At 71.6% G+C, this 23,940-nt stretch carries 28 protein-coding genes; 19 read left to right on the top strand and 9 right to left on the bottom strand.

The genetic code is table 11. The features are described 5' to 3' along the window. Positions 1-13 precede the first annotated feature (13 nt). Positions 14-448, top strand: coding sequence for a nucleoside deaminase (locus ACWAUO_RS12760; RefSeq protein WP_460776232.1), 435 nt, complete (start codon positions 14-16; stop codon positions 446-448). 83 nt (positions 449-531) lie between these two features. On the opposite strand, the gene ACWAUO_RS12755 is transcribed toward ACWAUO_RS12760, so the two are convergent. From ACWAUO_RS12755 to ACWAUO_RS12745, 3 genes are all read right to left on the bottom strand, one after another. After that, entirely contained in the window at positions 532-1,464 is a 933-nt protein-coding gene (locus ACWAUO_RS12755; RefSeq protein ID WP_460775917.1) for an LLM class F420-dependent oxidoreductase, read from the bottom strand. A 2-nt stretch (positions 1,465-1,466) separates the two neighbouring features. Next, the gene (locus ACWAUO_RS12750; RefSeq protein ID WP_460775916.1) at positions 1,467-2,429 is read right to left on the bottom strand and encodes a cation diffusion facilitator family transporter; all 963 of its coding nucleotides are present in this window, start codon (positions 2,427-2,429) and stop codon (positions 1,467-1,469) included. Between the two features lie 63 nt (positions 2,430-2,492). Continuing rightward, complete coding sequence (locus ACWAUO_RS12745) at positions 2,493-3,602, bottom strand: alpha/beta hydrolase (RefSeq protein ID WP_460775914.1); 1,110 nt, start codon at positions 3,600-3,602, stop codon at positions 2,493-2,495. Between the two features lie 70 nt (positions 3,603-3,672). Here ACWAUO_RS12745 and proC point away from each other — a divergent pair, with 70 nt between their 5' ends. Further along, complete coding sequence (gene proC, locus ACWAUO_RS12740) at positions 3,673-4,503, top strand: pyrroline-5-carboxylate reductase (protein ID WP_460775913.1); 831 nt, start codon at positions 3,673-3,675, stop codon at positions 4,501-4,503. 19 nt (positions 4,504-4,522) lie between these two features. On the opposite strand, the gene ACWAUO_RS12735 is transcribed toward proC, so the two are convergent. After that, the gene (locus ACWAUO_RS12735) at positions 4,523-5,452 is read right to left on the bottom strand and encodes an AraC family transcriptional regulator (protein WP_460775911.1); all 930 of its coding nucleotides are present in this window, start codon (positions 5,450-5,452) and stop codon (positions 4,523-4,525) included. 98 nt (positions 5,453-5,550) lie between these two features. On the opposite strand from ACWAUO_RS12735, the gene ACWAUO_RS12730 reads away from it, so the two are divergent. Next, entirely contained in the window at positions 5,551-6,243 is a 693-nt protein-coding gene (locus tag ACWAUO_RS12730) for an alpha/beta hydrolase (RefSeq protein ID WP_460775909.1), read from the top strand. A 45-nt stretch (positions 6,244-6,288) separates the two neighbouring features. On the opposite strand, the gene ACWAUO_RS12725 is transcribed toward ACWAUO_RS12730, so the two are convergent. Together ACWAUO_RS12725 and ACWAUO_RS12720 are read right to left on the bottom strand one after the other, a co-directional pair. After that, entirely contained in the window at positions 6,289-6,960 is a 672-nt protein-coding gene (locus tag ACWAUO_RS12725) for a potassium channel family protein (protein WP_460775907.1), read from the bottom strand. Beyond that, positions 6,953-8,323: a TrkH family potassium uptake protein gene (locus tag ACWAUO_RS12720; RefSeq protein WP_460776231.1), complete on the bottom strand. Its 1,371-nt coding sequence runs from the start codon at positions 8,321-8,323 to the stop codon at positions 6,953-6,955. Before ACWAUO_RS12720 ends, ACWAUO_RS12725 begins: the two co-directional genes overlap by 8 nt. A 143-nt stretch (positions 8,324-8,466) precedes the next feature. On the opposite strand from ACWAUO_RS12720, the gene ACWAUO_RS12715 reads away from it, so the two are divergent. The 6 genes from ACWAUO_RS12715 to ACWAUO_RS12690 all read left to right on the top strand — a co-directional run bounded on the left by ACWAUO_RS12715 (position 8,467) and on the right by ACWAUO_RS12690 (position 10,321). Continuing rightward, the gene (locus tag ACWAUO_RS12715) at positions 8,467-8,871 is read left to right on the top strand and encodes an ArsR/SmtB family transcription factor (protein WP_460775906.1); all 405 of its coding nucleotides are present in this window, start codon (positions 8,467-8,469) and stop codon (positions 8,869-8,871) included. A 74-nt stretch (positions 8,872-8,945) separates the two neighbouring features. Then, positions 8,946-9,137, top strand: coding sequence for a helix-turn-helix domain-containing protein (locus tag ACWAUO_RS12710; protein ID WP_460775904.1), 192 nt, complete (start codon positions 8,946-8,948; stop codon positions 9,135-9,137). 83 nt (positions 9,138-9,220) lie between these two features. Continuing rightward, positions 9,221-9,319, top strand: coding sequence for a 30S ribosomal protein bS22 (locus ACWAUO_RS12705; RefSeq protein WP_003792170.1), 99 nt, complete (start codon positions 9,221-9,223; stop codon positions 9,317-9,319). Positions 9,320-9,417: 98 nt separating this feature from the next. Continuing rightward, positions 9,418-9,711, top strand: a complete 294-nt coding sequence (locus ACWAUO_RS12700; protein WP_460775903.1) for a rhodanese-like domain-containing protein — start codon at positions 9,418-9,420, stop codon at positions 9,709-9,711. Positions 9,712-9,755: 44 nt separating this feature from the next. After that, entirely contained in the window at positions 9,756-10,025 is a 270-nt protein-coding gene (locus ACWAUO_RS12695) for a glutaredoxin family protein (RefSeq protein WP_460775902.1), read from the top strand. After that, on the top strand, positions 10,022-10,321 hold the full coding sequence (locus tag ACWAUO_RS12690) for a Dabb family protein (protein WP_460775900.1): 300 nt from the start codon (positions 10,022-10,024) through the stop codon (positions 10,319-10,321). The genes ACWAUO_RS12695 and ACWAUO_RS12690 overlap by 4 nt, the downstream gene beginning before the upstream one ends. Here ACWAUO_RS12690 and ACWAUO_RS12685 read toward each other — a convergent pair. After that, a complete protein-coding gene (locus tag ACWAUO_RS12685; RefSeq protein WP_460775899.1) occupies positions 10,270-11,475 on the bottom strand; it encodes a mechanosensitive ion channel family protein in 1,206 nt (401 codons plus the stop codon). The two genes, ACWAUO_RS12690 and ACWAUO_RS12685, sit on opposite strands and share 52 nt — an antisense overlap. Before the next feature lie 182 nt (positions 11,476-11,657). On the opposite strand from ACWAUO_RS12685, the gene ACWAUO_RS12680 reads away from it, so the two are divergent. Beyond that, positions 11,658-13,019: an NtaA/DmoA family FMN-dependent monooxygenase gene (locus ACWAUO_RS12680; RefSeq protein ID WP_460775897.1), complete on the top strand. Its 1,362-nt coding sequence runs from the start codon at positions 11,658-11,660 to the stop codon at positions 13,017-13,019. A gap of 185 nt (positions 13,020-13,204) precedes the next feature. Here ACWAUO_RS12680 and aspS read toward each other — a convergent pair whose 3' ends face one another. Further along, the gene (aspS, locus tag ACWAUO_RS12675; RefSeq protein ID WP_460775896.1) at positions 13,205-14,548 is read right to left on the bottom strand and encodes an aspartate--tRNA(Asn) ligase; all 1,344 of its coding nucleotides are present in this window, start codon (positions 14,546-14,548) and stop codon (positions 13,205-13,207) included. 62 nt (positions 14,549-14,610) lie between these two features. On the opposite strand from aspS, the gene ACWAUO_RS12670 reads away from it, so the two are divergent. The 6 genes from ACWAUO_RS12670 (at position 14,611) to ccsB (ending at position 19,989) form a co-directional block, all read left to right on the top strand. Next, positions 14,611-15,099 (top strand): DUF6264 family protein, encoded by a 489-nt coding sequence (locus ACWAUO_RS12670; RefSeq protein WP_460775894.1) that lies wholly within the window; start codon positions 14,611-14,613, stop codon positions 15,097-15,099. A gap of 71 nt (positions 15,100-15,170) precedes the next feature. Beyond that, positions 15,171-15,800, top strand: a complete 630-nt coding sequence (locus ACWAUO_RS12665) for a histidine phosphatase family protein (RefSeq protein ID WP_460775893.1) — start codon at positions 15,171-15,173, stop codon at positions 15,798-15,800. Beyond that, the gene (locus ACWAUO_RS12660) at positions 15,797-16,402 is read left to right on the top strand and encodes a TlpA family protein disulfide reductase (protein WP_460775891.1); all 606 of its coding nucleotides are present in this window, start codon (positions 15,797-15,799) and stop codon (positions 16,400-16,402) included. Before ACWAUO_RS12665 ends, ACWAUO_RS12660 begins: the two co-directional genes overlap by 4 nt. Then, positions 16,399-17,136 (top strand): cytochrome c biogenesis CcdA family protein, encoded by a 738-nt coding sequence (locus ACWAUO_RS12655; RefSeq protein WP_460775890.1) that lies wholly within the window; start codon positions 16,399-16,401, stop codon positions 17,134-17,136. The genes ACWAUO_RS12660 and ACWAUO_RS12655 overlap by 4 nt, the downstream gene beginning before the upstream one ends. Further along, on the top strand, positions 17,117-18,967 hold the full coding sequence (gene resB, locus ACWAUO_RS12650) for a cytochrome c biogenesis protein ResB (protein ID WP_460775888.1): 1,851 nt from the start codon (positions 17,117-17,119) through the stop codon (positions 18,965-18,967). The genes ACWAUO_RS12655 and resB overlap by 20 nt, the downstream gene beginning before the upstream one ends. 5 nt (positions 18,968-18,972) lie before the next feature. Beyond that, a complete protein-coding gene (ccsB, locus tag ACWAUO_RS12645; RefSeq protein WP_460775886.1) occupies positions 18,973-19,989 on the top strand; it encodes a c-type cytochrome biogenesis protein CcsB in 1,017 nt (338 codons plus the stop codon). Positions 19,990-20,081: 92 nt separating this feature from the next. Here the strand turns inward: ccsB and ACWAUO_RS12640 are convergent, their stop codons facing one another. Then, positions 20,082-21,074: an o-succinylbenzoate synthase gene (locus ACWAUO_RS12640; RefSeq protein ID WP_460775885.1), complete on the bottom strand. Its 993-nt coding sequence runs from the start codon at positions 21,072-21,074 to the stop codon at positions 20,082-20,084. 34 nt (positions 21,075-21,108) lie between these two features. Between ACWAUO_RS12640 and ACWAUO_RS12635 the strand changes: the two genes are divergently transcribed. The 3 genes from ACWAUO_RS12635 to ACWAUO_RS12625 are packed head-to-tail and all read left to right on the top strand — an operon-like array spanning position 21,109 to position 23,929. Beyond that, entirely contained in the window at positions 21,109-21,909 is an 801-nt protein-coding gene (locus ACWAUO_RS12635; RefSeq protein ID WP_460775884.1) for an LLM class F420-dependent oxidoreductase, read from the top strand. After that, a complete protein-coding gene (locus ACWAUO_RS12630; RefSeq protein ID WP_460775882.1) occupies positions 21,906-22,808 on the top strand; it encodes a 1,4-dihydroxy-2-naphthoyl-CoA synthase in 903 nt (300 codons plus the stop codon). Before ACWAUO_RS12635 ends, ACWAUO_RS12630 begins: the two co-directional genes overlap by 4 nt. Next, positions 22,808-23,929, top strand: coding sequence for an AMP-binding protein (locus ACWAUO_RS12625; RefSeq protein ID WP_460775881.1), 1,122 nt, complete (start codon positions 22,808-22,810; stop codon positions 23,927-23,929). The genes ACWAUO_RS12630 and ACWAUO_RS12625 overlap by 1 nt, the downstream gene beginning before the upstream one ends. Positions 23,930-23,940: the final 11 nt, after the last annotated feature.

The raw sequence follows: 23,940 nt of genomic DNA, 5'->3' as shown, positions 1-23,940 counted from the left end.
AGACGCCGCCGCGATGGCGCGTGCCCTCGAGCTGGCGGCGGATGCGGCGGCCGCCGGCGAGGTGCCGGTCGGTGCCGTGGTGCTCGGTCCCGACGGCGCCGTCCTCGGGGAGGGCCGCAACCGGCGGGAGGAGTCCACCGATCCCACCGCGCACGCCGAGGTGCTCGCGATGCGCGCCGCGGCCGCATCCGTCGGCGACTGGAACCTCGACGGCTGCACGCTCGTGGTCACGCTCGAGCCGTGCCTCATGTGCGCCGGGGCGATGCTGCAGGCGCGCGTCGGCCGGCTCGTGTTCGGCGCGTGGGACGACAAGGCCGGCGCGACCGGCTCGATGTACGACGTGGTCCGCGACCGACGGCTGCCCTACCGGGCCGAGGTGGTCGGCGGGGTGCGTGAGACGGATGCGGCGGCACTCCTGCGCGCGTTCTTCGAGGCCCGCCGCCCCTGATCCCCGCGCTCGCCTGTCGCTTGTGGTCGCCGGAAGTCACCGTTCGCGACAGGTGAGCGGTCGACGAAAGCGCTCGGATGCCGTCAGTCGCGGGGGAGGTGCGGCAGCACCTCGGTGCCGAGGTACTCGAGCTGGTCGAGGTCGCGCATGTCGAGCAGCTGGAAGTACACGCGCTCGGCGCCGAGGTCGCGCAGCCGCAGCACCTTCGCCGCGATCTCGTCCGCGCCGCCGACGATGTTGCCGCGCGCCCGGAACGCGTCGAGGTCCTCGCCGATGTGCTGGGCGCGCCAGCGCAGGTCGGTCTCGCTGCGCCCGGCGAGCGTGGGGAGCGCGACCGAGAGCTTCAGGTCCATCGGGTCGCGGCCGATCCGCTCGCACGCGGCGCGCACGTTCGCGAACTTCTCGGCGATGACGTCCTCGGGCTGGAACCCGATGTTGAACTCGGTCGCGTACCGGGCCGCGAGCGCCGGGGTCCGCTTCGGGCCGCCGCCGCCGACGATGAGCGGCACCGGGGACTGCACCGGGTGGGGGAGTGCCGGCGCGTCGGTGAGGTCGTAGTGCTCGCCGTGGAACGAGAACGGCTCGCCCTCCGGGGTCGACCACAGCCCCGTGACGATCTGCAGCTGCTCCTCGAGCAGGTCGAAGCGGCGGGGCGGGAACGGGATGCCGTAGGCGGTGTGCTCCGCCTCGAACCAGCCGGTGCCGAGCCCGAGCTCGATGCGGCCGTCGCTCATCCGGTCGACCTGCGCCACCTGGATCGCGAGGATCCCGGGCACCCGGAAGGTGGCCGAGGAGACGAGGGTGCCGAGCCGGATGCGGGCGGTCTCGCGGGCGAGCCCGGCGAGCGTCGTCCACGCGTCGGTGGGGCCGGGGAGCGGGTCGCCGTCGCCCATCCGCAGGTAGTGGTCGGAGCGGAAGAACCCGTCGAACCCGAGCCGCTCGGCGGTCTGCGCGAAGTCGAGCTGCTCCTGGTAGGAGAACCCCTGCTGCGGTTCGGTGAAGACGCAGTACTCCATGCTCAGTCCTCCGACTTCAGGATGATCGTCTCGGTCGGCAGCGACGGCTGCGGCTGCCGGTACAGGTCCGGCTCGAGGTAGATGACGCGGGCCACCGGCACGGCCTCGCGGATGCGGCGCTCGACCGTGTCGATGTCGCCCGCGACCTCGGCGAGCGGCTTGTCCGCGGCGAGGCCGATCTTCGCGGCGACGAGCAGCTCGTCGGGGCCGAGGTAGAGGGTCTTCAGGTGGATGAGCTTCTCGACCTCGTCGCCGGCGTTGATCGCCCGCATGATGGCGGCGTGGTCGGTCGCGGTGGCCCCCTCGCCGACGAGGAGGCTCTTCGTCTCGACGCCCAGGACGATCGCGACGAGGATGAGCAGCACACCGATCGCGAGCGTGCCGATCGCGTCGAACACCGAGTCGCCGGTGATGACCGTGAGGCCGACGCCGAGGAGCGCGAACACGAGGCCGGTGAGCGCCGCGACGTCCTCGAGCAGCACGACGGGGAGCTCCGGCGCCTTGGCGCGGCGGACGAACGCGACCCACGACTGGTCCTTGGGGCGCACGAGGTTCGATTCCTTCACCGCCGTGCGCAGCGAGAACGACTCCAGGCCGATCGCGATGAGCAGCACCGCGATCGGGAGCCAGGCGTTCTCCAGCTCGTGCGGGTGGGTGAGCTTCTCGACGCCCTCGTAGACCGAGAACAGGCCGCCGACCGAGAACAGGATGATCGACACCACGAACGCGTACACGTAGCGCTCACGCCCGTACCCGAACGGATGCTCGTTGTCGGCTGCCTTCCGGGCCTTCCGGCCGCCGAGCATGAGCAGCAGCTGGTTGCCGGAGTCGGCGACCGAGTGGATGCCCTCGGCGAGCATCGACGCCGACCCCGACAGGAGCCATGCGATGAACTTCGCGATCGCGATCCCCAGGTTCGCCGCGAACGCCGCCAGAATCGCCTTGCCACCACCGGAAGCACTCATGGCGATGAGTCTACGGATGCCGGATGCCGCCGCATCCGCGCCCGCGCCCGATCTGGGGAGGAGTCAGTCCGAGGACTTCAGGATGATCTGCTCGGTGGTCGGCGGCGGGTCGTCGAGGAGGCCGGTGTGCGCGAGGATCGCGCGCCGCACCCGCTCCGGTGCCTCGAGGTGCGGCGTGTGGCCGATCTGGGGGAGGGCGAGCTCCCGCACCTGCCCGCCGCCCTGCCGGTAGGCGTCGAGCACGTCGCGGGTCTGGGCGATCATCGGCTGCGCCGGCGCGATCTCCTCGCCCGGCCAGCCGGGGGCGATGCCGAGTGCGCCGAGGTGGTCGACGTCGATGAACGACGTGTCCGAGACGATCGCGTCGAGCTCGCCGTGCACCCACAGGATCGGCGGCTTCGGGTCGATCCCGGCGATCCCCGACAGGTCGCACCGGCTCGGCGCGAGGGCGTTGAGCACCCCGGTGGTGCCGGCTGCGTAACCGGGCCAGGTCTCGGAGGGGATGCTGTCGCCCGGGTAGTTGCCGCCGGCGGTGGAGGTGGCGAGCATGGCCTGCACCCACAGGTCCTCGTGCGGGACGGCGCCCGGGTCGGCGACGAAGTCGTGGCGGATGAGCGAGCGCGGCGAGCTCTCCGCCTCGTCGGTCTCGTCGCGCCCCATGAGTCGCCGAACGAATTCGGGGTTCGACAGCCCCGCACCGGTGCCGGCGTCGTCGTCGGTCAGTCGCGACCCGTCACGGCGCGTGCCGCCCAGCCCGTACGGCGAGAACGGCGCGATGAGCGTGAGGGATCGGACCGGATGCTCGAGCGCGAACCGCAGCGCGACCGAGCCGCCGAGCCCCCAGCCGACCAGGTGCACCGAAGACAGTTCCAGCGTCTCCAGGGTCGCGTGCAGGTCGTCGGCGAAGTCTCCGAGGCCGCGGGTGGCGTCCACCGGCAGGTTCTCGGTGTCGCCGAACCCGCGCAGGTCGACCGCGACGCCGCGCACGCCCGCGGGGAGCGCGACCAGGAGGTCCTGCCACAGCAGCGACGAGGCGAGCATGTCGTGGAGGAACACGATCGTCCGCTCCGGCGGGGCCTGCGCGGGGCGTTCGATCACCGCCGCCGCGATCCGGCCCGTCTCCACGATGCGTGCCTCGAGTCCGTCCTGCAGGGTGTCTTCGGTGCCGGTCATCACGTGCCTCCGCGGCCGATGATAGACCGCGCGCCGTCGCGGGGCACCGGGTCCGCGTAGGTTGGACGGCATGAGCACCCTTCCTCCCATCGCGATCCTCGGCGCCGGCTCCATGGGCGGCGCGATCCTCAGCGGCCTCGTCGACTCCGGCCTCGCCGACGAGGTCGTCGTCACCAACCGCACGGCCGCGAAGGCCGACGCGCTCGCGGGCCTCGAGGGCGTCACGAGCATCGCCCTGGCGTCTCGCCCGGACGGCAACCGCGAGGCCGCCGCATCCGCCCGGATCGTACTCATCGGCGTGAAGCCGACGATGGTCCCCGACCTGCTGACCGAGATCGCGCCCTCGCTGCAGCCGGGCGCCGTCGTGGTGAGCCTCGCGGCGGGCGTCACGATCGCGACCTTCGAGCGGATCCTCGGACCGGATGCGGTGGTGCTCCGGTCCATGCCGAACACGCCCGCCGTGGTGGGCAAGGCCGTGACCGGTCTCGCCGCCGGCACGAACGCGACGGCGGAGCACGTCGCGGAGGTGCGACGGCTGTTCGAGACCGTGGGGTCGGTCATCGAGGTGCCCGAGGACCAGATCGACGAACTGTCGACCATCTCCGGGTCGGGCCCCGCCTACATGTTCCTGCTCATCGAGAAGCTCACCGACGCCGCGATCGGCAAGGGCTTCACCGCCGAGCAGGCCCGGCTGATGGCGGAGCAGACGTTCATCGGCGCAGCGGCCCTCCTCGACGCGTCGGGCGAGGACCCGGCGGAGCTCCGGCGTCGCGTGACGAGCCCCAAGGGCACCACCGAGCGCGCGATCGCGGTGCTGCAGGACGCCCGCCTCGACGAGGTGTTCGCGGCGGCGACGGACGCCGCGCTCGCCCGCGCGAAGGAGCTCGCTGCGGGCGCCTGATCCGGCACCGGAGAGCGGCTCAGCGGTCGGCCGCCGGCGTGCGACCGAACCGTGCGCGGTAGGCGCGGTGGAAGGTCCCGACGTCGGCGAAACCGTGCGCACGGGCGACCGCGGCCACCGACCGGTCGGACCGGTCGGGTGACTGCAGGGCGCTGCGTGCGGCGTCGAGTCGTCGCTCGCGCAACCAGGACGAGAACGTCGTGCCGGTCGCGGCGAACTCGGCCTGCACGGTCCGTGTGGAGCAGTGGAACGCGCGAGCGAGCGCGGACAGGTCGAAGCCGGGGTCGTGCATCCGGTGCTGGGCGTACAGGCGCATGCTCTCCAGCCGGCTCGCGTGCCGCGGCTCGGATGCGGAGAACGCGTCCAGCATCTCCACGACCGCCTCGCCCATCACGCGCGCCGCGGCGGGCATCGCCGCACGGGCGGCGCCCAGCAGCAACGCCAGCTGGGCGCCGAGCTGCATGCCCTCGCGGGTGCCGCTCAGCCGGTCGTCGAGGCTCGGCAGCGCCGCCCGGGTGCGGGCGGTGAGCCGTTCCCGGGGGATCCGCAGCGTGGCCAGCCGCAGCGGGCGCTTCGGATCGGCGACGACCGTGAACGAGGCGGCGTTGTCCAGGACGAGCGCGGAGCCGGCGGGTGCGTCCCAGGTGTTGCCGTGCTGGACGAGCCCCCACCCGGCCGCGCTGTGGTTCAGGAAGACCGCGTCGTCGGCGACGGCACGCAGCGAGGACCGATCGCGCTGGGCGGACACCCCCGGCGTCGAGACCCACCCCAGATGGAACGGGTCGAGGTCGTACAGGGCGAAGTCGGCGGCGAACCGGCCGCTCTCCGGGCGTCGCGGTCGGACACCGATGTAGACCTCCGCGATCGAATCGCAGAAGTGGTCGTAGTCGCGTCCCGACGGCAGCCCACGGGTCGTGCCGGTGACGTCCGCGTTCGCGTCTGCGTCCATCGCCACTCCTTCTCGCCGTACGCCACTGCGCGCACGTCAGGCCGGTTCTCGTTTCGTCCCACGCCCCCCGATACTCCAGTCGACCGAAAGGAACGAAGATGTCCCGATCAACCCTGCTGCTCGTCCATGGCGCCTGGCACGGCGCATGGTGCTGGGAGCCCTTGCGGAACGTGCTGGCCGAGCGTGGCTGGGACGTCCGCACGCTCGACCTGCCCACCGTCCATGCGGCGGACAAGAGCAGTCTCGGCATGCAGGACGACGCCGACGCGGTCGCGGCTGCGATCTCCGAGATCGACGGGCCGGTCACGGTCGTCGCGCACTCCTACGGCGGTGTCCCGACGACGCAGGGCGCGCTCGACCCGCGCGTGCAGCACATCGTCTACATCGCCGCCTTCGTGCTCGAGGAGGGCGAGTCGCTGCTGGGTGCGGTCGGTGGGGTCGCGCCCGACTGGTGGCGCGTCGCGTCACCGCTCGTCACCGCCGGTGATGCGACGACGCCGCCCCGGACGCTGTTCTTCGCCGACGTCGACGAACCCCTCGCCACCGCGTCCGTCGCGAGGCTGCTGCCGCAGTCGGAACGCGCGTTCCGGGACCCCGTGACCGAGGCCGCCTGGCGCGGGCGGCCGACGACCTATGTGATCACCGAACAGGATGCGGTGTTCCCGCTGCGGGCGCAGGAGGCGCTCGCCGCGCGGGCGGGGTCGACCGTGGTGCGGATGGACACGAGCCATTCCCCGTTCCTGTCGCGGCCGGAAGCCGTCGCCGACGTCATCGAGCGCGCCGCATCCTGACGCCGTCCGGCGGCGGCCGTCCCGCGGTCGTCGCCGGAACGCGGCTCAGCGGTCGAGCGAGGCGAACCGCTCGATGTCGCTGTTGGTGCCCGACACGATGATGAGGTCGTGGTTGGTGACCACGGTGTCCGCCTCGGCGTAGCGGAACGGCTTGCCGGGGCTCTTCACGCCCACCACGGTGACCTTGTACTTCGTGCGCACGCCCGACTGGTTGAGGCCCACGCCGCGGATGAAGCGGGGCGGGTACATCTTCGCCAGCACGAAGTCGTCGTCGAAGCGGATGAAGTCCAGCATCCTGCCCGACACCAGGTGCGCGACGCGCTCGCCGGCCTCCCGCTCGGGGTAGATGACGTGGTTCGCGCCGACGCGGGCGAGGATCTTGCCGTGCGACTGCGACACCGCCTTCGCCCAGATCTGCGGCACCTTGAGGTCGACGAGGTTGGCCGTGATCAGCACCGACGCCTCGATGGACGAGCCGACGGCGACCACCGCGACCTGGAAGTCCTGCGCGCCGATCTGCTTCAGCGCCTCGAAGTTGCGCGCGTCGGCCTGCACCGTGTGCGTGACCCGCTCCGACCACTTCTGCACGAGGTCGAGGTTCTCGTCGATCGCGAGCACCTCGCGGTCGAGCCGGTCGAGCTCGCCGGCGCAGGCCGCGCCGAAGCGGCCCAGCCCGATCACCAGCACGGGGGCGTCGGTGCGGATCTGCTCAACCAACGATCGGCCTTTCCACCGGCAGCGAGTACAGCTGCGTGCGCGTCGCCGCGGCCACCGCCGCGGCGAGTGTCACTGTACCAACGCGGCCCATGAACATGGTCGCCGCCAGCACGTACACCGCCGGATCCGGCAGCGTGGCGGTGAGGCCCGTCGACAGGCCGACCGTCGCGAACCCGGAGACCACGTCGAACAGCACCCGGTCGACGGGTGCGTGCGTGATCTGCGCGATCACGATCGTCGACAGCGCCACGATCGTGGCGCCCCACGCGACGACCGACAGCGCGACCCGCTGCACGTCCGAGGGGATGCGGCGGCCGAACGCCTGCACGGAGGGACGCCCCTTCGCCTCCGACCACACCGCGAGCGCGAGCACCGCGAGGGTCGTGACCTTGATGCCGCCCGCCGTGGACGCGGAGCCGCCGCCGACGAACATGAGCATGGACCCGACGAGCAGCGACGAGCCGTAGAGGTCGCCGATGTCGATGACGCTGAACCCGCCGGAGCGGGTCATCGCGGACAGGAACAGGGACTGGAAGGTCGTGTCCCACGCATCCATCCGACCGAAGGTGAGCGGGTTGCCGTACTCGAGCACGACGAACGCGACCGCCCCGGCGAAGAAGAGCAGCACGGTCGTGATGATCGTGAGCTTCGCGTGCAGCGACCACTGCCGCACGTGCCACTGGTGCCGCCACAGGGTGAAGATCACCGGGAACCCGATCGAGCCCAGGAACACGCCCACCATGAGCACCGACATGAAGATGTAGTCGTTCGCGAACGGGGTGAGGCCCTCCGCGTTCGGCACGAACCCGGTGTTCGTGAACGCCATGGCGGCGAAGTACGGCGCTTCCCAGAGGGCGGTGATGGGGTTGACGCCGCCGAGGAGCAGGGAGGGGTAGAGCAGGACGGCGAGGCCCGCCTCGATGACCACGGTGGAGAGGGCGACCGTGCGCAGCAGCAGCGCGACCTCGCCCAGGCGCACCGTCTGACCCTCGTTCACCGGGCCGCCGTGCATGCGCAGCGGGTTGGTGTCGCCGGCGGCGAGGAGCTTCGCGCGCAGGCCGAGCCGCTTCGAGATGACCATGCCGAGGATCGAGGCGAGGGTGAGGACGCCCAGGGCGCCCACGTTCACTCCGAGGTAGATGAGCACGTGCCCGAACGGTGACCAGTGGGTGCCCATGTTCACGGTCGACAGGCCCGTGACGCAGATGGTCGACACGGCCGTGAACAGGGCGTCGGCGAACGGGGTCCACGTGCCGTCCGCCGCGGCCGCCGGCAGCGACAGCAGCAGCGTGAAGAGGGCGACCAGGGACGAGAACACGAGGATCGCGAAGCGCGCGGGGGAGGAGGTCGTCAGCCCGCGCATCGCGTCGAGGAGACGGTCCCACCACAGGGCGATCCGGTGGCGGAGGCCCGAGACCGCGTTCTGGCCGGTCATCAGCGGCGCTCCTTCCCTGCCCCGTCCTTCGGTCGATGGTCGCGCGTGCGGCGCACGGCTAACCTAAGCACATGGCGGACATCTTCGGCGTGATCGCGGACGCGACCCGGCGCGACATCCTGCGGCTGCTGCTGGAACGCTCCGCTGCCTCTGCCGCCGGCACGAGCGTGTCGCAGATCGTGCATGAGCTCGGCGTCAGCCAGCCGACCGTCTCGAAGCACCTCAAGGTGCTGCGAGACGCGGACCTCGTCACGGTCCGCGAGGAGGGGCAGCACCGGTATTACAGCCTGTCCGCCGGACCGCTCGACGAGGTCGAGGACTGGCTCATGCCGTTCCAGGACGCCGCCTCCGACATCGAGGGTATCCAGGTGACCCTGCCGGCGCAGGCCGCGGCCGCGGCGGACGTGGTCGGCCGCGCCGCCGCATCCGTCGGCCACGTGGTCTCGGTCGCGCTGCGTCGTCTGCCCCGGCCCTGACCGCCCAACCCGACGGTTTACACGGATCCGGCGGAGACCCTAGAGTTGCGGGCAACCGCGAGAGGGGAACCGCCATGGCCGAGCTGCCCGACGTCCGCTTCCTCACCGTTGCGGAGGTGGCCGCGATCATGCGTGTCTCGAGCATGACGGTCTACCGGATGGTGCACGCCGGAGAACTGCCCGCGGTGCGCTTCGGGCGCAGCTACCGGGTGCCCGAATCCGCGGTCGCGGACCTCGTGCAACGTCCTGCCGCCGACGTCGGCTAGACTGCTCTGAGGCATTTTTTCCGTATGCCCGTTCCCGGGCGCAGGCTCCCTGCGTCCAGACCCCTGACATAGCGAGGTTTTCCGTGGGTTCTGTCATCAAGAAGCGCCGCAAGCGCATGGCGAAGAAGAAGCACCGCAAGCTGCTTCGCAAGACTCGCCACCAGCGCCGCAACAAGAAGTAAGTCCGTAAGGACCGCTGTCGCGGCAACCGAACACCGAGCGCCCCCGACCGGCTTCAGCCTGTCGAAGGGGCGCTTCGTGTACGACCTGAAAGGTTGAGATGAAGTCCATCACCGTCCAGCAGCTCCGTGAGCGCACCGACGTGCCCCTCATCGACGTGAGGGAGCCCGACGAGTTCGCGGCCGGGCACGTGCCGGGTGCCGTGAACCTCCCGATGTCCAGCATCGGCGAGCACCTCGACGAACTGCCTGACGGCGCGTTCGACGTGATCTGCCAGGCCGGCGGTCGCTCGGCGCGGGTGGTGCAGGCGCTCGAGGCCCGCGGTCACGACGCGACGAACGTCGAGGGCGGCACCGGGGAGTGGATCGCGGCCGGGTACCCGGTCGAGAAGTAGCCGTCGGCGCGTCCGCCCCGTCATGGCGCGGATACGATGGCATCGTGACCACCCTCACGATCATCGGTAAGGACGGATGCCACCTGTGCGACGTCGCGCGCGGCGTCGTCGAGCAGGTCCTCGCGGACATGCCCGAGGACCGGGCCGACCGGGTCGAGGTCGTGGAGGCCTCGATCGAGGAGGACCCCGCGTTGTACGACCTGTGGTGGGAGAAGATCCCCGTCATCCTCATCGACGGTGCGATGCACGCCCACTGGCGGGTCGCCCCCGAGCGCCTGCGCGAGGCGCTCCTCGACGCGGAGCCGGTCCGATGACCCTCCGGCACGTCGTCGCGTGGAAGCTCGCGACCGAGGACGAGACCGAGCGGCGCGAGCAGGCGCAGCGGATCGCCGACTCCCTGAACGCGCTGCGCGGTGTGGTCCCCGCGCTCATCGACATCACCGTCGGTCCCGACGTGATCGGCGGCGGCAACTGGGATGTCGCGCTCGTCGCGGACGTCGCGGACGCCGACGCGCTCGAGGCCTACCAGCACCACCCCGCGCACGAGGCGGTCGTCGACTACGTCCGCTCGGTCGTCTCCTCGCGCGTCGCGGTCGACTTCGAGGTCTGATCGGCGTCCTGGTCCGAGATCACCGGGTTCGCCTGGGTGAACGTGCTGGCACGCGCCTCCGCCTCGGCGCTGCCGGTGAACAGCCCGCCCTCGCCGCTCGCGTCCGGCTCGGCCTGCGTGATCGCGGGCTCCTCGGTCATCAGCACGCGCTGCACCGGGAGCGCGGCCGGCATCTCCTGCTGCATCCAGGTCACCATCGCCTCCCGGACGAGGCACCGCAAGTCGAAGAGGGTAGGGGCGTCCTGCGCGGTCACGAGGATGCGCACGCGCACGAACCCGCCCACCGCGTCGGTCACCTGCAGCACGCTGGCACGGCCGTCCCAGAGGTCGGTGCCCCCGAGGACCTCGTCGAGGTGCGCACGCATGCGGCTCGGTGAGATGCGCCAGTCGAGATCGAGCTCGACCGCGCCGAGCAGCTCCGAGCCCTGCCGCGTCCAGTTCTGGAACGGCGTCGTCGTGAAGTACGTGCACGGCAGCACGAGTCGCCGCTCGTCCCACAGGTCGAGCACCACGTAGCTGAGCGTGATCTCCCCGACCCGGCCCCATTCGTCCTCGACCACCACGACGTCGTCCACGCGCAGCGCCTCGCTGAAGGCGACCTGCAGCCCGGCGAAGATGTTCGCCAGGATCGACTGCGCGGCCAAGCCCGCGATCACCGAGGCGATCCCGGCCGAGGCCAGCACGCTCGCACCGAAGGCGCGCACGCTCGGGAAGGTGAGCAGCACCGCGCCGATCGCGATGATCACGATGATCGCCACGGTCAGCCGGCGCACGATGAGCGTCTGGGTGCGGATGCGGCGGGCCACCCGGTTGTCGGGCACGTCGATCCGGTGCCGGCCCAGCATGAGGTCGGTGACGAAGAAGACCAGCGCCGCCAGCAGCCAGGCGGCGGCCACGATCACGAGGATGCTGAACACCTGGTTCAGCACCTGCATCCAGTCGCGCTGCGGGAAGGCCGCCGTCACCGCGATCCACAGCGCCACGAGGAACACGAGCGCGCGGAACGGGCGGTGGGCGCGCGCGATGAGTCCGCGCGGCCACGAGTGCCGGCGGGCCATGAGGCGGGTCACGAGGGCGACCACGACGGCCACCGCGATCGCCGCGAGCACGGCCGCGCCGAGGGCGACGAGGAACGCGATCCAGGGTTCGGGCATGCGACTCCTTCCGGGTGCGCCCCACCGTAGGGGAGAGCCCGCCGGGTGCCGGGCGGGGTCGACAGCGCCGCAGGGCGTCCGGGATACTGCGCCGGGCCTGACGGTCGCGCCGCTGTGACCTCGCGGAAACATCACCGCCGTACGCTGTGAACCGATCAGTTCAATGTGAGATCGGAGCATGTATGGGCACGCCGTGGAAGATCGGGATGTTCACCTCGATGGGGATCACGGGGGCGTGGCGCCTCCCCGAGAACACGTCCACCGAGTTCCTGTCCCTCGACCACTGGATCCGCATGGCGCGGAGCCTGGAGGCCGCCGGCGTCGACTTCCTCTTCTTCGCCGACGACTACGGCTACCCGGTCGTGAACGACGCGATCCCCGCGACATCGCTCCGGGCGGCGGCGCAGTTCCCGAAGGGCGACCCGCTCGCGGTGCTGCCCGCGCTGGCGGCCGTCACCGAGCGCCTCGGCCTCGTCGTCACGCTCTCGACGACGGTGGAGAAGCCCCCGATGGTCGCCCGGAAGATGGCGACGCTCGACCACGTGAGCGGCGGCCGGGTGGGGTGGAATATCGTCACCGGAGCCGGTCAGAACGCCTCCGCGCGTCTGTTCGGCATCCCGCTCATCGATCATGACAAGCGTTACGAGATCGCCGCGGACCACGTCGACCTCTCGCTGAAGCTGTGGGAGGGGTGCTGGGACGAGGGCGGCCTCGTCGTCGACCGTGAGACGCCGGTCTACGCCGATCCCGACCGCGTGCGCGAGATCGAGCACCACGGTCCGCACTTCGACGCGAAGGGCATCCTCACCGTGCCGCCGGGGCCGCAGCGCACCCCGGTCCTGTTCCAGGCCGGCACCTCGGCGCCCGGCCGCGACCTCGCCGCGCGGTATGCGGAGGCCGTGTTCCTCGCGGCCGAACCCGCGGCGATGGCCGAGCAGATCGCGGACATCCGTCGGCGTGCCGAAGCGTACGGCCGTGACCCGCGGGCCGTGAAATGCCTGGTCGCCGGTACGTTCTACGTCGCCGAGACCGAGGCTGAGGCGTTCGCGATCCGCGAGCGGCAGATGGCGACGCGCACGCTCGAGGAGGCGGCGGCGCTGTACGCGTTCTACACCGGTCTCGACCTGTCGAGCATGGACCCGGACAAGCCGCTCGACCCCGACGCAGGGCTCACGCAGACCGGCCGCACGAACGTCGAGCGGTTCCTCGGGCCGGACGCGCCGACCGTCCGCGAGATCCTCGAGGAGTTCCAGCGCAACAGCGTCATGGGCGCCCCCTACATCGGCACCCCGGCGCAGGTCGTGGACGAGGCGGCCGCCGTGCTGGAGGAGATCGACGCCGACGGCTTCCTCGTGCAGCCCGACCACACCGGTACGTTCGAGAGCTTCACCGAGCTCGTCGTGCCGGAGCTGCGCCGTCGCGGGCTCGTCGCCCCCGAACCCGCTGCGCCTGTCACCCTGCGCGAGCGGCTCCTCGGGGCGGGCCCGCACCTCGCCGCCGACCACCCCGGTGCCGGGTACCGCACCGCATCCGTGCCCGCCTGAGCGACGCGCGGCCCCGCACCGCCGAGCACAACTGCGGAGGTCACGGCCGACACGCCGCATCCGAGCCCCCGCGTGGCGGCGTGTCGCGGGCGATCTCCGCAGTTGTGTTCGCGGGGCACCGGCAGGTGGGACGACGAAGGGCCGGGAGGATGCAGCATCCTCCCGGCCCTTCGTGTGTGCGCGGCTTACGGGGCGAGGCGGGTCGGCCCGCGGAACAGGTAGGTCACCTCGCGGATGCTGCTCTCGCCGAGCAGCAGCATGAGCACGCGTGCGAGGCCCATGCCGAAGCCGCCGTGCGGCGGGGCGCCGAAGCGGAAGAAGTCGAGGTAGAAGTCGAGGTGCTCCGGGTCGAGCCCCTTCTCCTTGGCCTGATCGATCAGGACGTCCACCCGGTGCTCGCGCTGCGCGCCGGTCGTGATCTCGACGCCCTTGAAGAGCAGGTCGTACGACTTGGTGAGCCCGGTCTCCTCGTCGCGCATGTGGTAGAACGCGCGGATCTCGGGGTGGTAGTCGGTGATGAAGACGAACTGGTGGCCGAAGGTCTCCTCGACGTGCGCGGCGATCTGGCGCTCGCCCTCGGGGTCGAGGTCGCCGTCGGTGCGGGGGATCTCGTAGCCGCGGGCCTTCACGATCTCGCGGGCCTCGGCCAGCGGGATGCGCGGGAACGGGATCGCCGGCACCTGCACCTCGAGCCCGAACAGCTCCTCGATCTCGGCGCCGTGCTTGTCCTTGACCGCCTGGAACGCGGTCTGGATGAGCTCCTCCTGCATCCGGGCGACGTCCTCGTGGGAGTCGATCCAGCTGATCTCCGCGTCGATCGAGGTGAACTCGGTCGCGTGGCGGCTGGTGAAGGAGGGATCGGCACGGAAGGCGGGGGCGATCTCGAAGATCTTGCCGAAGCCGGCGACCTGCGCCATCTGCTTGAAGAACTGCGGGCTCTGCGCCAGGTACGCGGTCTTGTCCTCGAAGTAGGGCACCTCGAACAGCTCGGCGTTCGACTCCGACGGGGACGCCATCAGCTTGGGGGAGTGCACCTCGATGTAGTCGCGCTCGATCCAGTAGGTGCGCATCGCGTGCTCGAGGGTGGTCTGCACGCGGAAGATGAGGTTGTTGCGGCGCTGGCGCAGGTCGAGGAAGCGCCAGTCCATGCGCTTGTCGACGCTGGAGTCCGCGGCGATCGGGGTCTCCGGGTTCGCGGCGGCGGCGATGTCGAGCGCGTGGATCTTGATCTCCACGCCGCCGAGCTTCACGCGCTCGTCGTGCTTGAGCTCACCGGTGACGGTGAGGAACGTGCCGGTCGCGAGCGCCGAGATCGTCTCGGTCAGCGCGAGCGCGGCGGATGCGGCCGCGTCGGCGCCCTCGGGGAGCTCGCGCGTCGCGGGGTTCACCAGCTGCACGGCGCCGGTCTCGTCACGGAGGATGACGAACTGCACCTTCTTCTGATCGCGGACGGTCTCCACCCATCCGGACACGGTCACAGGACCGTCGGGGCGGGACAGAAGCTGATTCACCAGGACGCGTTCGCTCACGAGGCACCAGTCTACGTGGCCCCGCGCGCGGGGCACGGGCCCGGCGGCCCTACGATGGCGGCGTGAGTGAATCGCGCAACGACGGCGAGCCCGCCGTCTTCACGATGCCGCCGAGTGCGTACCGGGTGGGGGACGGCACCCCGCAGTCCGCCCGCGCGGTCCCGACACCGCCGCCCGCGGCGTCGCATCCGACGGCACCGGAGACCGGGACGGTCGACGCCGGGAGGCCGCGGCTGCGGCTCGGCGACACGATCGCGACGGTGCTGCTCATCGTGCTCGGGGCGGCCGTCGCCGGGGTCGGGTCGGTGATGGCGCTGTTCCTCGCGTTCGCGTCCGACGGCTGCGCGTCCGACGGCTGCGCCGCCCGCATCGAGGTCGGCATGCTCACCGCCATGTTCACCCCGTGGGTGCTGTGGTTCGTCGGGGTCGTGTGGGCCATCGTGCGCGTGGTGCGGCGCCGCCTCGCGTTCTGGGTGCCGCTCGCGGCCGCCGCGCTCGGCGTCGCCGTGTGGTTCCTCGGCGCGTGGATCGCCCTCTCGACGCTCGGCTGAGCCCGCCCGGATGCGGCGCGTACAGCGTCCGCTCAGCCTCTTCATATGCGGCGGCCACGTAAACTCGACGGGTGCCCGCCGAACGCCTCCATCTCGTGCGCCACGGGGAGGTTCATAACCCCACCCGTGTGCTCTACGGACGGCTCCCGGAATTCCGGTTGAGCGAGGCCGGGCGCGAGATGGCGCGACAGGCCGCCGACTACGTGCACCGCCTCACCCGTCCGGTGACCGCGCTCGCCTGCTCGCCGCTGCTGCGCACCCGGCAGTCGGCCGAGCCGTTCACCGAGCTGTTCGGCATGGACCCGGTCGTCGACGAGCGGGTCATCGAGCCGACGAACGTCTTCGAGGGGCAGCGGATGTCGCGCGCGCTGCGCAACCCCGCCAACTGGCGGCACCTGCGCCGGCCCGAGATCCCCAGCTGGGGTGAGCCGTACGCCGAGGTCGTCGCGCGCATGCGGGCGGCGATGAACGACGCCTGGAACGCGGTCCCGTCCGGCGATGTCGTGATCGTCAGCCATCAGCTGCCCATCTGGGTCACCCACCTCGACATCTCCGGTCTGCCGCTCCGGCACGACCCGCGCCGCCGCCGGTGCGCCCTCTCCAGCGTGACGAGCTTCGCCGGCGGTCCCGGGCAGTGGTACGAGGTCGGCTACGCGGAGCCCGCCAGCACCGCCGGATCCGTGGACGTGGGGGCAGTGTGAACCGCCGCATCCTGCGCCGCGCCGCATCCGCGGTGCTCGCCGTCGTGCTCGTCGGCGGGCTCGCCGCGTGCAGCAACGACCCGCTCGCAGATCAGTACCGCGAAGGCTCCAACAAGGGCTTCATCGCGGGCGACTCGCGGGTGCTCGAGACCCCGGCCGAGGAGCGCGGCGAGCCGATCGCGTTCGACGGCGTGAACGAGACCGGGGAGGCCGTCTCGAGCGCCGACTTCGCCGGCCGGGTGCTCGTGGTGAACTTCTGGTACGCCGCGTGCGGTCCGTGCCGGGCCGAGGCGGGCGAGCTCGCCGAGTCGGCGGCCTCCTTCGCCGACCAGGACGTCTCGTTCCTCGGCGTCAACATCTACGACCAGCCCGCGACCACCGTCTCCTTCATGGAGACGTACGGGGTGGACTACCCGAGCCTCATCGCCGTCGACGACGCCGACCTCACCCTCGCGTTCGCCGACGCGGTGCCGCTGACCGCGGTGCCGGTGACGCTCGTGCTCGACGCGCAGGGCCGGGTCGCGTCGCGCATCATCGGGCAGATCCCCGATCCCTCGATCCTGAACACCCTGGTCCGCGACACGCTCGCGGAGACCTCGTGACCGGCATCGTCGCCGACGGCGCGCTGTGGCTGGCGGTGCCGATCGCGCTCGCCGCCGGCCTCGTCTCGTTCCTGTCCCCGTGCGTGCTGCCCCTCGTGCCGGGCTACCTCGGCTTCCTCGGCGGCGCCGTCGCACCCCGTGGCGGCGGTGAGGCGGGTCGCGGGCGCCTCCTCGGCGGCGTCCTGCTGTTCATCGCCGGGTTCACCGTCGTGTTCATGGCGATGAACATCCTCGGCGGCGCGTTCGGCGGCTTCCTCTTCGTCTACAAGGACGTCATCACCCGCGTCATGGGTGTCGTGATCATCCTGCTCGGCCTCGTGTTCATCGGCCTGTTCGGCTTCGCCCAGCGCACCCTCAAGCCCGCGGTCAAGGGCAACCTCGGCCTCGTGGGCGCGCCGCTCCTCGGCCTCGCGATGGGCCTGGGCTGGGCGCCGTGCATCGGCCCGACCCTCGCCGTCATCCTCGGGATGTCGTTCGACCAGGCCTCCGCCGGTCGCGGTGCGCTCCTCGGCCTCGTCTATTCGCTCGGCCTCGGCATCCCCTTCATGCTCATCGCGCTCGGTTTCGGTTGGGCCTCCCGCTCCGTCGCGTTCGTGCGACGCCACATCCGCACCGTGAACATCATCGGCGGCGTGCTGCTCATCGCCCTCGGTCTGCTCATGGTGACCGGGGTGTGGACCATGCTCATGTCCGACCTGCAGGGGGTGATCGCCGGTGTCACACCCGCGCTCTGAGACTCGTGAGACCGACCCGCTCCGGCCGTCCGACTACACCGACGGCGGCGCGTCGACCGCATCCGACGACGACACCGTCACCGCGCCGCGGCTCGGCGTGATCGGCTGGATCCGCTGGGGCTGGCGGCAGCTGACGAGCATGCGCACCGCGCTCGTGCTGCTGCTCCTGCTCGCGATCGCCGCGGTGCCCGGCTCGATCTTCCCGCAGCGCAGCGCCGACCCGAACGGCGTCACCCAGTGGCAGGCCGACAACCCCGACCTGTTCCCGGTGCTCGACGACCTGCAGCTGTTCGACGTGTACTCGTCGGCGTGGTTCTCGGCGATCTACATCCTGCTGTTCATCTCGCTCATCGGCTGCGTCATCCCCCGCACGAAGCACCACTGGAAGGCGCTGCGCACGCGGCCGCCGCGGACCCCCGCCCGCCTGTCGCGCCTCGAGCACCACACGGCGGTCACGGTGCCGCTCGCGCCCGGGGCGGATGCGGACGACGCGGCGGAGGCTGCGATCGACGCCGCCTCGAAGCAGCTGCGTGCCGCCGGTTACCGCGTCGAACGGTACGACCGTGCGGGTGCCCGGTCGGTGTCCGCCGAGCGCGGCTACCTGCGCGAGACCGGCAACCTCCTGTTCCACGTGTCGCTCATCGGCGTGCTGCTCGCGGCCGGCATCGGCGGTGCGTACACCTACACCGGGCAGCGCGCGATCATCGAGGGCACCTCGTTCACGAACGCCCTCACCTTCTACTCCTCGTTCAACCCGGGCCGGCTCGTCGACGGCGAGCACCTGACGCCCTACTCGGTCACCCTCGACGAGTTCGACGTCTCCTACGTCCCGTTCGGAGAGCAGGGTTCGGGGCAGGCCGGCGACTTCGCCGCGCACGTGACCGTGACGCGTCCGGGGGAGGATCCCGTCGACGGCGAGGTGCGCGTGAACCACCCGCTCGACGTCGCCGGCGACCGCGTCTACCTCATGGGCAACGGGTACGCCCCGACCATCACGGTGCGCGACGACGAAGGCACGGTCGTGTTCCACGACTCGGTCGCGTTCCTCCCGCAGGACAACAACATGACCTCGCTCGGCGTCGTGAAGGTCGCGGACGGCCTCGACGAGCAGCTCGGCCTCGTCGGGTTCTTCTACCCCACGATGCAGCCGCTGGAGTCCGGCGCGTTCACCTCGATCTACCCCGACCTCGTGCTCCCGGTGCTCACCCTGAACGTCTACGCCGGCGACCTCGGCATCGACGACGGCACCGCGCGCTCGGTGTACACCCTCGACCCGACCGGGATGACGCAGCTCACCGGCGGCGACACCGGCGCCGAGTCGATCCAGCTCCTGCCCGGGCAGACCGGCGAGCTCCCGGGAGGGCTCGGCACCGTCACGTTCGAGGACGAGACCCCGGACGGGGCCGACCTCTCCGACGGCGAGTACTCGCAGGCCGTGAAGCGGTACGTCTCGCTCTCCATCCACCGCGACGTCGCCGCCCCGTGGGTGCTGCTGTTCGCCGTGCTCGCCCTCGCCGGCCTGCTGCTGGCCCTGTTCGTTCCGCGCCGACGCATGTGGGTCAAGCTCGCCGCCCGCGACGGACGTCTGCGGATCGAGTACGCCGGACTCGCCCGTGGCGAGGACCCGACCCTCGGCGCCGCCGTCGAACAGCTCGCGCGCAAGCACGGCCAGACGCTCGCCGCCGACCCGCAGCGGTTCGCTGCCGCATCCGGGGCCGAGGCTGCGTCTCCCGGGTCGGAGGCGCCCTCGGCACCCGCATCCGACCAGCCCGCGCCGACTGCGGAAACCACCTCCGACCAGGGCCGCCCCGCGACCCCCGACCTAGACTGAGGACCATGTCCGAACAGCTCACGCTCGACTCCGTGTCGCTCCTGCTCGTGTGGACCGCCATCGCCGTCTACGCGCTGGCGTTCATCGCCTACGCGATCGATCTCGCCCGCCGCGGGGCGGCGGCCGTCGACGCGCAGGATGCGGCCATGGAGCGCGAGCTCGTCGGCGCCGCCGTCGGCGGACGCGCCCCCGCCGAGAGCCTCACGCGCAAGGACACGGCGGCCCGTGACGGCGGCAAGCGTCCGGTCTGGGCCCGGATCGGCACGGCGCTGACCTGGCTCGCGTTCCTCTTCCACGTGGGCGGCGACGTCACGCGCGGGATCGCGGCCGAACGCGTGCCGTGGTCGAACATGTACGAGTTCGCGCTCACCGGCACCATGCTCATCGTGGCCGTGTACCTGGTGGTGCTGTTCAAGTACGACCTCCGCTTCCTCGGCACCTTCATCACCGGCCTCACGGTGCTGCTGCTGGGCGGCGCGACCCTCGGCTTCTACGTCGCGATCACCCCGCTCGCCGATCCGCTGAAGTCGCCGTGGCTCGTCATCCACGTGTTCGTGGCGTCGCTGGCGACCGCGCTGTTCGCGCTGTCGTTCGGCCTCTCGGTCGTGCAGCTGCTGCAGGCCCGGCGGGAGCGCAAGCGGATCGCCGCCGCGGCTGCGGGTGAGACCGCGACGAAGACCGGTCCGAAGTTCCTCCGCATCCTGCCGTCGTCCGACGCGCTGGAGTCGCTCGCGTACCGCTTCGCGATCATCGGGTTCATCTTCTGGACCTTCACCCTCATCGCCGGGTCGATCTGGGCGAACGACGCGTGGGGCCGCTACTGGGGCTTCGACACGAAGGAGGTCTGGACCTTCGTGATCTGGGTGCTCTACGCCGGGTACATCCACGCGCGGGCGACCCGCGGCTGGCGCGGCACCCGGTCGGCGTGGCTGTCGATCATCGGCTTCGCGGCGGTGTTGTTCAACTTCACGATCGTGAACATGTTCTTCAAGGGGCTGCACGCCTACTCCGGCCTGGAGTGACCCGCCCGCCGCATCGTGAGTGCGCATCCGTTTCGTGAGTGCGCACCTGATCGGATACGCGTTCGCGAAACGGATGCGCACTCGGGCGCTCGTCAGCGGGCGGTGAGGTGCGCGTGGCAGCGCTCGAGACGGGCGAGCCACCAGTCGCGGCGGTCCGCGGGTGCGGCGTACCGCGCCAGCAACGCCGGGTCGGCCTCGGCGCGGCGGACCGGGATGACGCCGCCGACCGCCTGCAGCGGCTCGGCCGTGACGTCCGCGGCGAGGAGCGAGCCCGTGCCGAGTCCGCAGTCGTGGGCGAGGTCGGGGAGCGCGGCGGCGAGGGCCAGCCCCATCCCGAGCCCGACCGAGGTGTCCAGCGCGCTCGAGACGACGGCGGGCACCCCGGCGCGTTCGACGACGTCGAGCGCCGCGCGGACACCGCCGAGCGGCGCGGCCTTCACCACCACGAGGTCGGCGGCCTCCTCGCGCACGACCCGGACCGGGTCGTCGGCCTTGCGGACGCTCTCGTCCGCCGCGACCGGGATCCCGAGCCGCACGATGCGGGCGCGCAGCTCGGCCAGCTCGGCGACGGTCGCGCACGGCTGCTCGACGTACTCCAGGTCGAACTCCGCGAGCGCCCGCACCGCGTGCTCGGCCTCGTCGACGTTCCAGCCGCCGTTCGCGTCGACCCGCACCCGGCCCTCGGGACCCAGGATGCGGCGCACCTCCCGCACCCGCGCGACGTCGTCCGCGAGCGTCTGCCCGAGCTCCGCGACCTTGACCTTGACCGTGCGGCATCCGTCGTACCGGGCCAGCACCTCGGCGACGGATGCGGCGGCCACGGCCGGGACGGTCGCGTTCACCGGGATGCCCTCCCGCCGCGCCGGCGGTTGCGGCATCCAGCCGAAGTCGAGCGCCGCCGCGAGCCAGGTCGACGCCTCCCGATCGTCGTACTCGGCGAACGGGGAGAACTCGCTCCACCCCTCCGGGCCGTCGAGCAGCAACGCCTCCCGCACCGTGATGCCGCGGAACCGGGTGTGCAGGGGGAGGGCGACCACGTGCGCGGACGCGCGCACCTCGGCGAGGTCGGGCAGGAGTGGACTCATGCCTCCATCCTCGCCCCGGGAATAGGCTGGCGTCATGCCGCTTCTGGAAACCCCCGTGCGCCTCGGCGTGCAGATCGAGCCCCAGCACGTCGCGTACGACGACATCCGGACGGCGGTGACCCGCCTGGAGGAGATGGGCGTCGACATCGTCTTCAACTGGGACCACTTCTACCCCCTCTACGGCGAGCCGGACGGGCGCCACTTCGAGGGCTGGACGATGCTCGCCGCTTGGGCCGAGCAGACCGAGCGCATCGAGTTCGGCGCGCTGGTGAACTGCAACGGGTACCGCAACCCCGACCTGCAGGCCGACATGGCCCGCACGGTCGACCACATCAGTGCGAAGGGCACCGGCACCGGCCGGTTCATCTTCGGTACCGGCTCCGGCTGGTTCCAGCGCGACTACGACGAGTACGGTTACGAGTTCGGCACCGCCGGATCCCGACTGGACCTGCTCGCCGCGGGGCTCGACCGCGTCGAGGCGCGGTGGGAGCAGCTGAACCCGCCGCCGACCCGCCGCATCCCGGTGCTCATCGGCGGCAAGGGCGAGCAGAAGACGCTCCGGATCGTCGCGAAGCACGCCGACATCTGGCACAGTTTCGTCGCCCCCGACGAACTCGGCCACAAGCTCGACGTCATCGCCCGGTGGGCGGACACCGACGGCTCGGACGTGTCGGACCTCATCGTCTCGAACGAGCTGAAGGGGCGCGACGAGGAGACCGCCGATGCGCTCTTCGACGCCGGGGCGCGGCTGTTCACGCTCGGTTTCGCGGGTCCCGACTGGGACTTCGCCCTGGTGCAGCGCTGGCTCGACTGGCGGGATCGGAAGAACGCATGACCGTCTCGGACATCTTCGACGAGGCCGAGTGGACCCTCGCGCCCGGCGCCGAGGAGTACACCGACATCACCGCGCACGTCACCCACGACGGCCGGGTCGCGCGCATCGCGTTCGACCGGCCCGAGGTGCGGAACGCCTTCCGCCCGCACACGGTCGACGAGCTGTACCGGGCGCTCGACATCGCGCGGCAGGACCCGCGGATCGGCGTCGTGCTCCTCACCGGCAACGGGCCGAGCCCCAAGGACGGCGGGTGGGCCTTCTGCTCCGGCGGCGACCAGCGCATCCGCGGCCGCGACGGGTACAAGTACTCGGACGACGAGACGCAGGTGCAGGACTCCGCCCGCGCCGGGCGCCTGCACATCCTCGAGGTGCAGCGCCTCATCCGCTTCATGCCGAAGGTCGTCATCGCCGTCGTCCCAGGCTGGGCCGCCGGCGGCGGGCATTCGCTGCACATCGTCTGCGACCTGTCGCTCGCGTCGGCCGAGCACGGCCGGTTCAAGCAGACGGATGCGGACGTCGGCTCCTTCGACGCCGGCTACGGGTCCGCGTACATGGCGCGGCAGGTCGGCCAGAAGATCGCCCGCGAGGTGTTCTTCCTCGCCGAGGAGTACTCCGCCCAGCGCGCCTACGAGATGGGCGCGGTGAACCGCGTCGTGCCGCACGCGGAGCTCGAGCGCGAGGCGCTCGCGATGGCCCGCACGATCCTCGGCAAGTCGCCCACCGCCATCCGGATGCTGAAGTTCGCCTTCAACGCGATCGACGACGGCATGGTCGGCCAGCAGGTGTTCGCGGGTGAGGCCACCCGCCTCGCCTACGGCACCGACGAGGCCGTGGAGGGCCGCGACGCGTTCCTGCAGAAGCGCGACCCGGACTGGTCGCCCTACCCGTACCACTTCTGATGCGCGCGGTGCCGCCGGAGGGCGAGGGCGCGCGCGACGTGCTCCGCGCGATCCGGCGTGCGGTCGACGGACCGGGACCGGCGGTGCTCCTCGGGTCCCCGGACCCGGTCGAGGTGCCGGCCGGCACGGCGGCGGTCGTCACGACCTCCGGGTCGACCGGGTACCCGAAGCAGGTCGTGCTCGGCCGCAACGCCCTGGTCGCGAGCGCGTTCGCCACCGCCGCGCGGATCGGTGAGGGGGCGTGGCTGCTCGCCCTCCCCGCCGGATACGTCGCCGGGCTCCAGGTGCTCGTACGGGCGCTCATGGCCGGTCACGAACCCGCCGTGCTCGAGGGGCGGTTCAGTCCCGCCGCGTTCACCGCCGCCGCACGCGGCATGGTCTCCTCACGCGGTGGCGACCGCATCCCGCGCTTCACCTCGCTCGTCCCCGCGCAGCTCGCCCGGCTCGTCGACGCGGCCCACGACCCCGACGTGGCGGCCGCGCTCGCCTCGTTCGACGCGATCCTCATCGGCGGGCAGGCGCTGCCGCAGCAGATCGCCGACCGGGCCGCCGCGCTCGGCGCCCGCATCGTCCGCACCTACGGCTCCACCGAGACGAGCGGCGGCTGCGTCTACGACGGCCGGCCCCTCGACGGCGTCCGGATGCGGATCGAGGACGGCGAGGTGCAGCTGAGCGGTCCGACCCTCGCGGACGGGTACCTCGGCGACCCGGAGCGCACCGCATCCGTGTTCACGACGGATGCGGACGGCGCGCGCTGGTACCGCACGGGCGACGCCGGCCGGATCGAGGACGGCGTGCTGCAGGTCACAGGACGCATCGACAACGTCATCGTCTCGGGCGGGGTGAACGTCTCGCTCGACCGGGTGGAGCGCGTCGTGCGGTCGCTCCCCGGGCTCGCGTCGGCGGTCGTCATCGGCGTCGACGACGAGCGCTGGGGCGAGACCCCCGTCGTCGCGGTCGCGGGGGAGGGGTCGGACCGGCTCGCGGAGGTGCGCGCGGCGGTCGAGGCGGAGCTCGGTGCACCGGCGCGGCCGTCACGGATCGCGGTGCTCGCCGAGCTCCCGGTCCTCACGAGCGGCAAGCCCGACCGGGTGGCGCTGCGACGCATGCTGAACGGCTGACACCCCCGCCG

The organism is Microbacterium sp. GXF7504, from assembly GCF_054798235.1.
The sequence above is the reverse complement of the archived record's forward strand: the minus strand, read 5'-3'. Positions and strand labels throughout refer to the sequence as shown.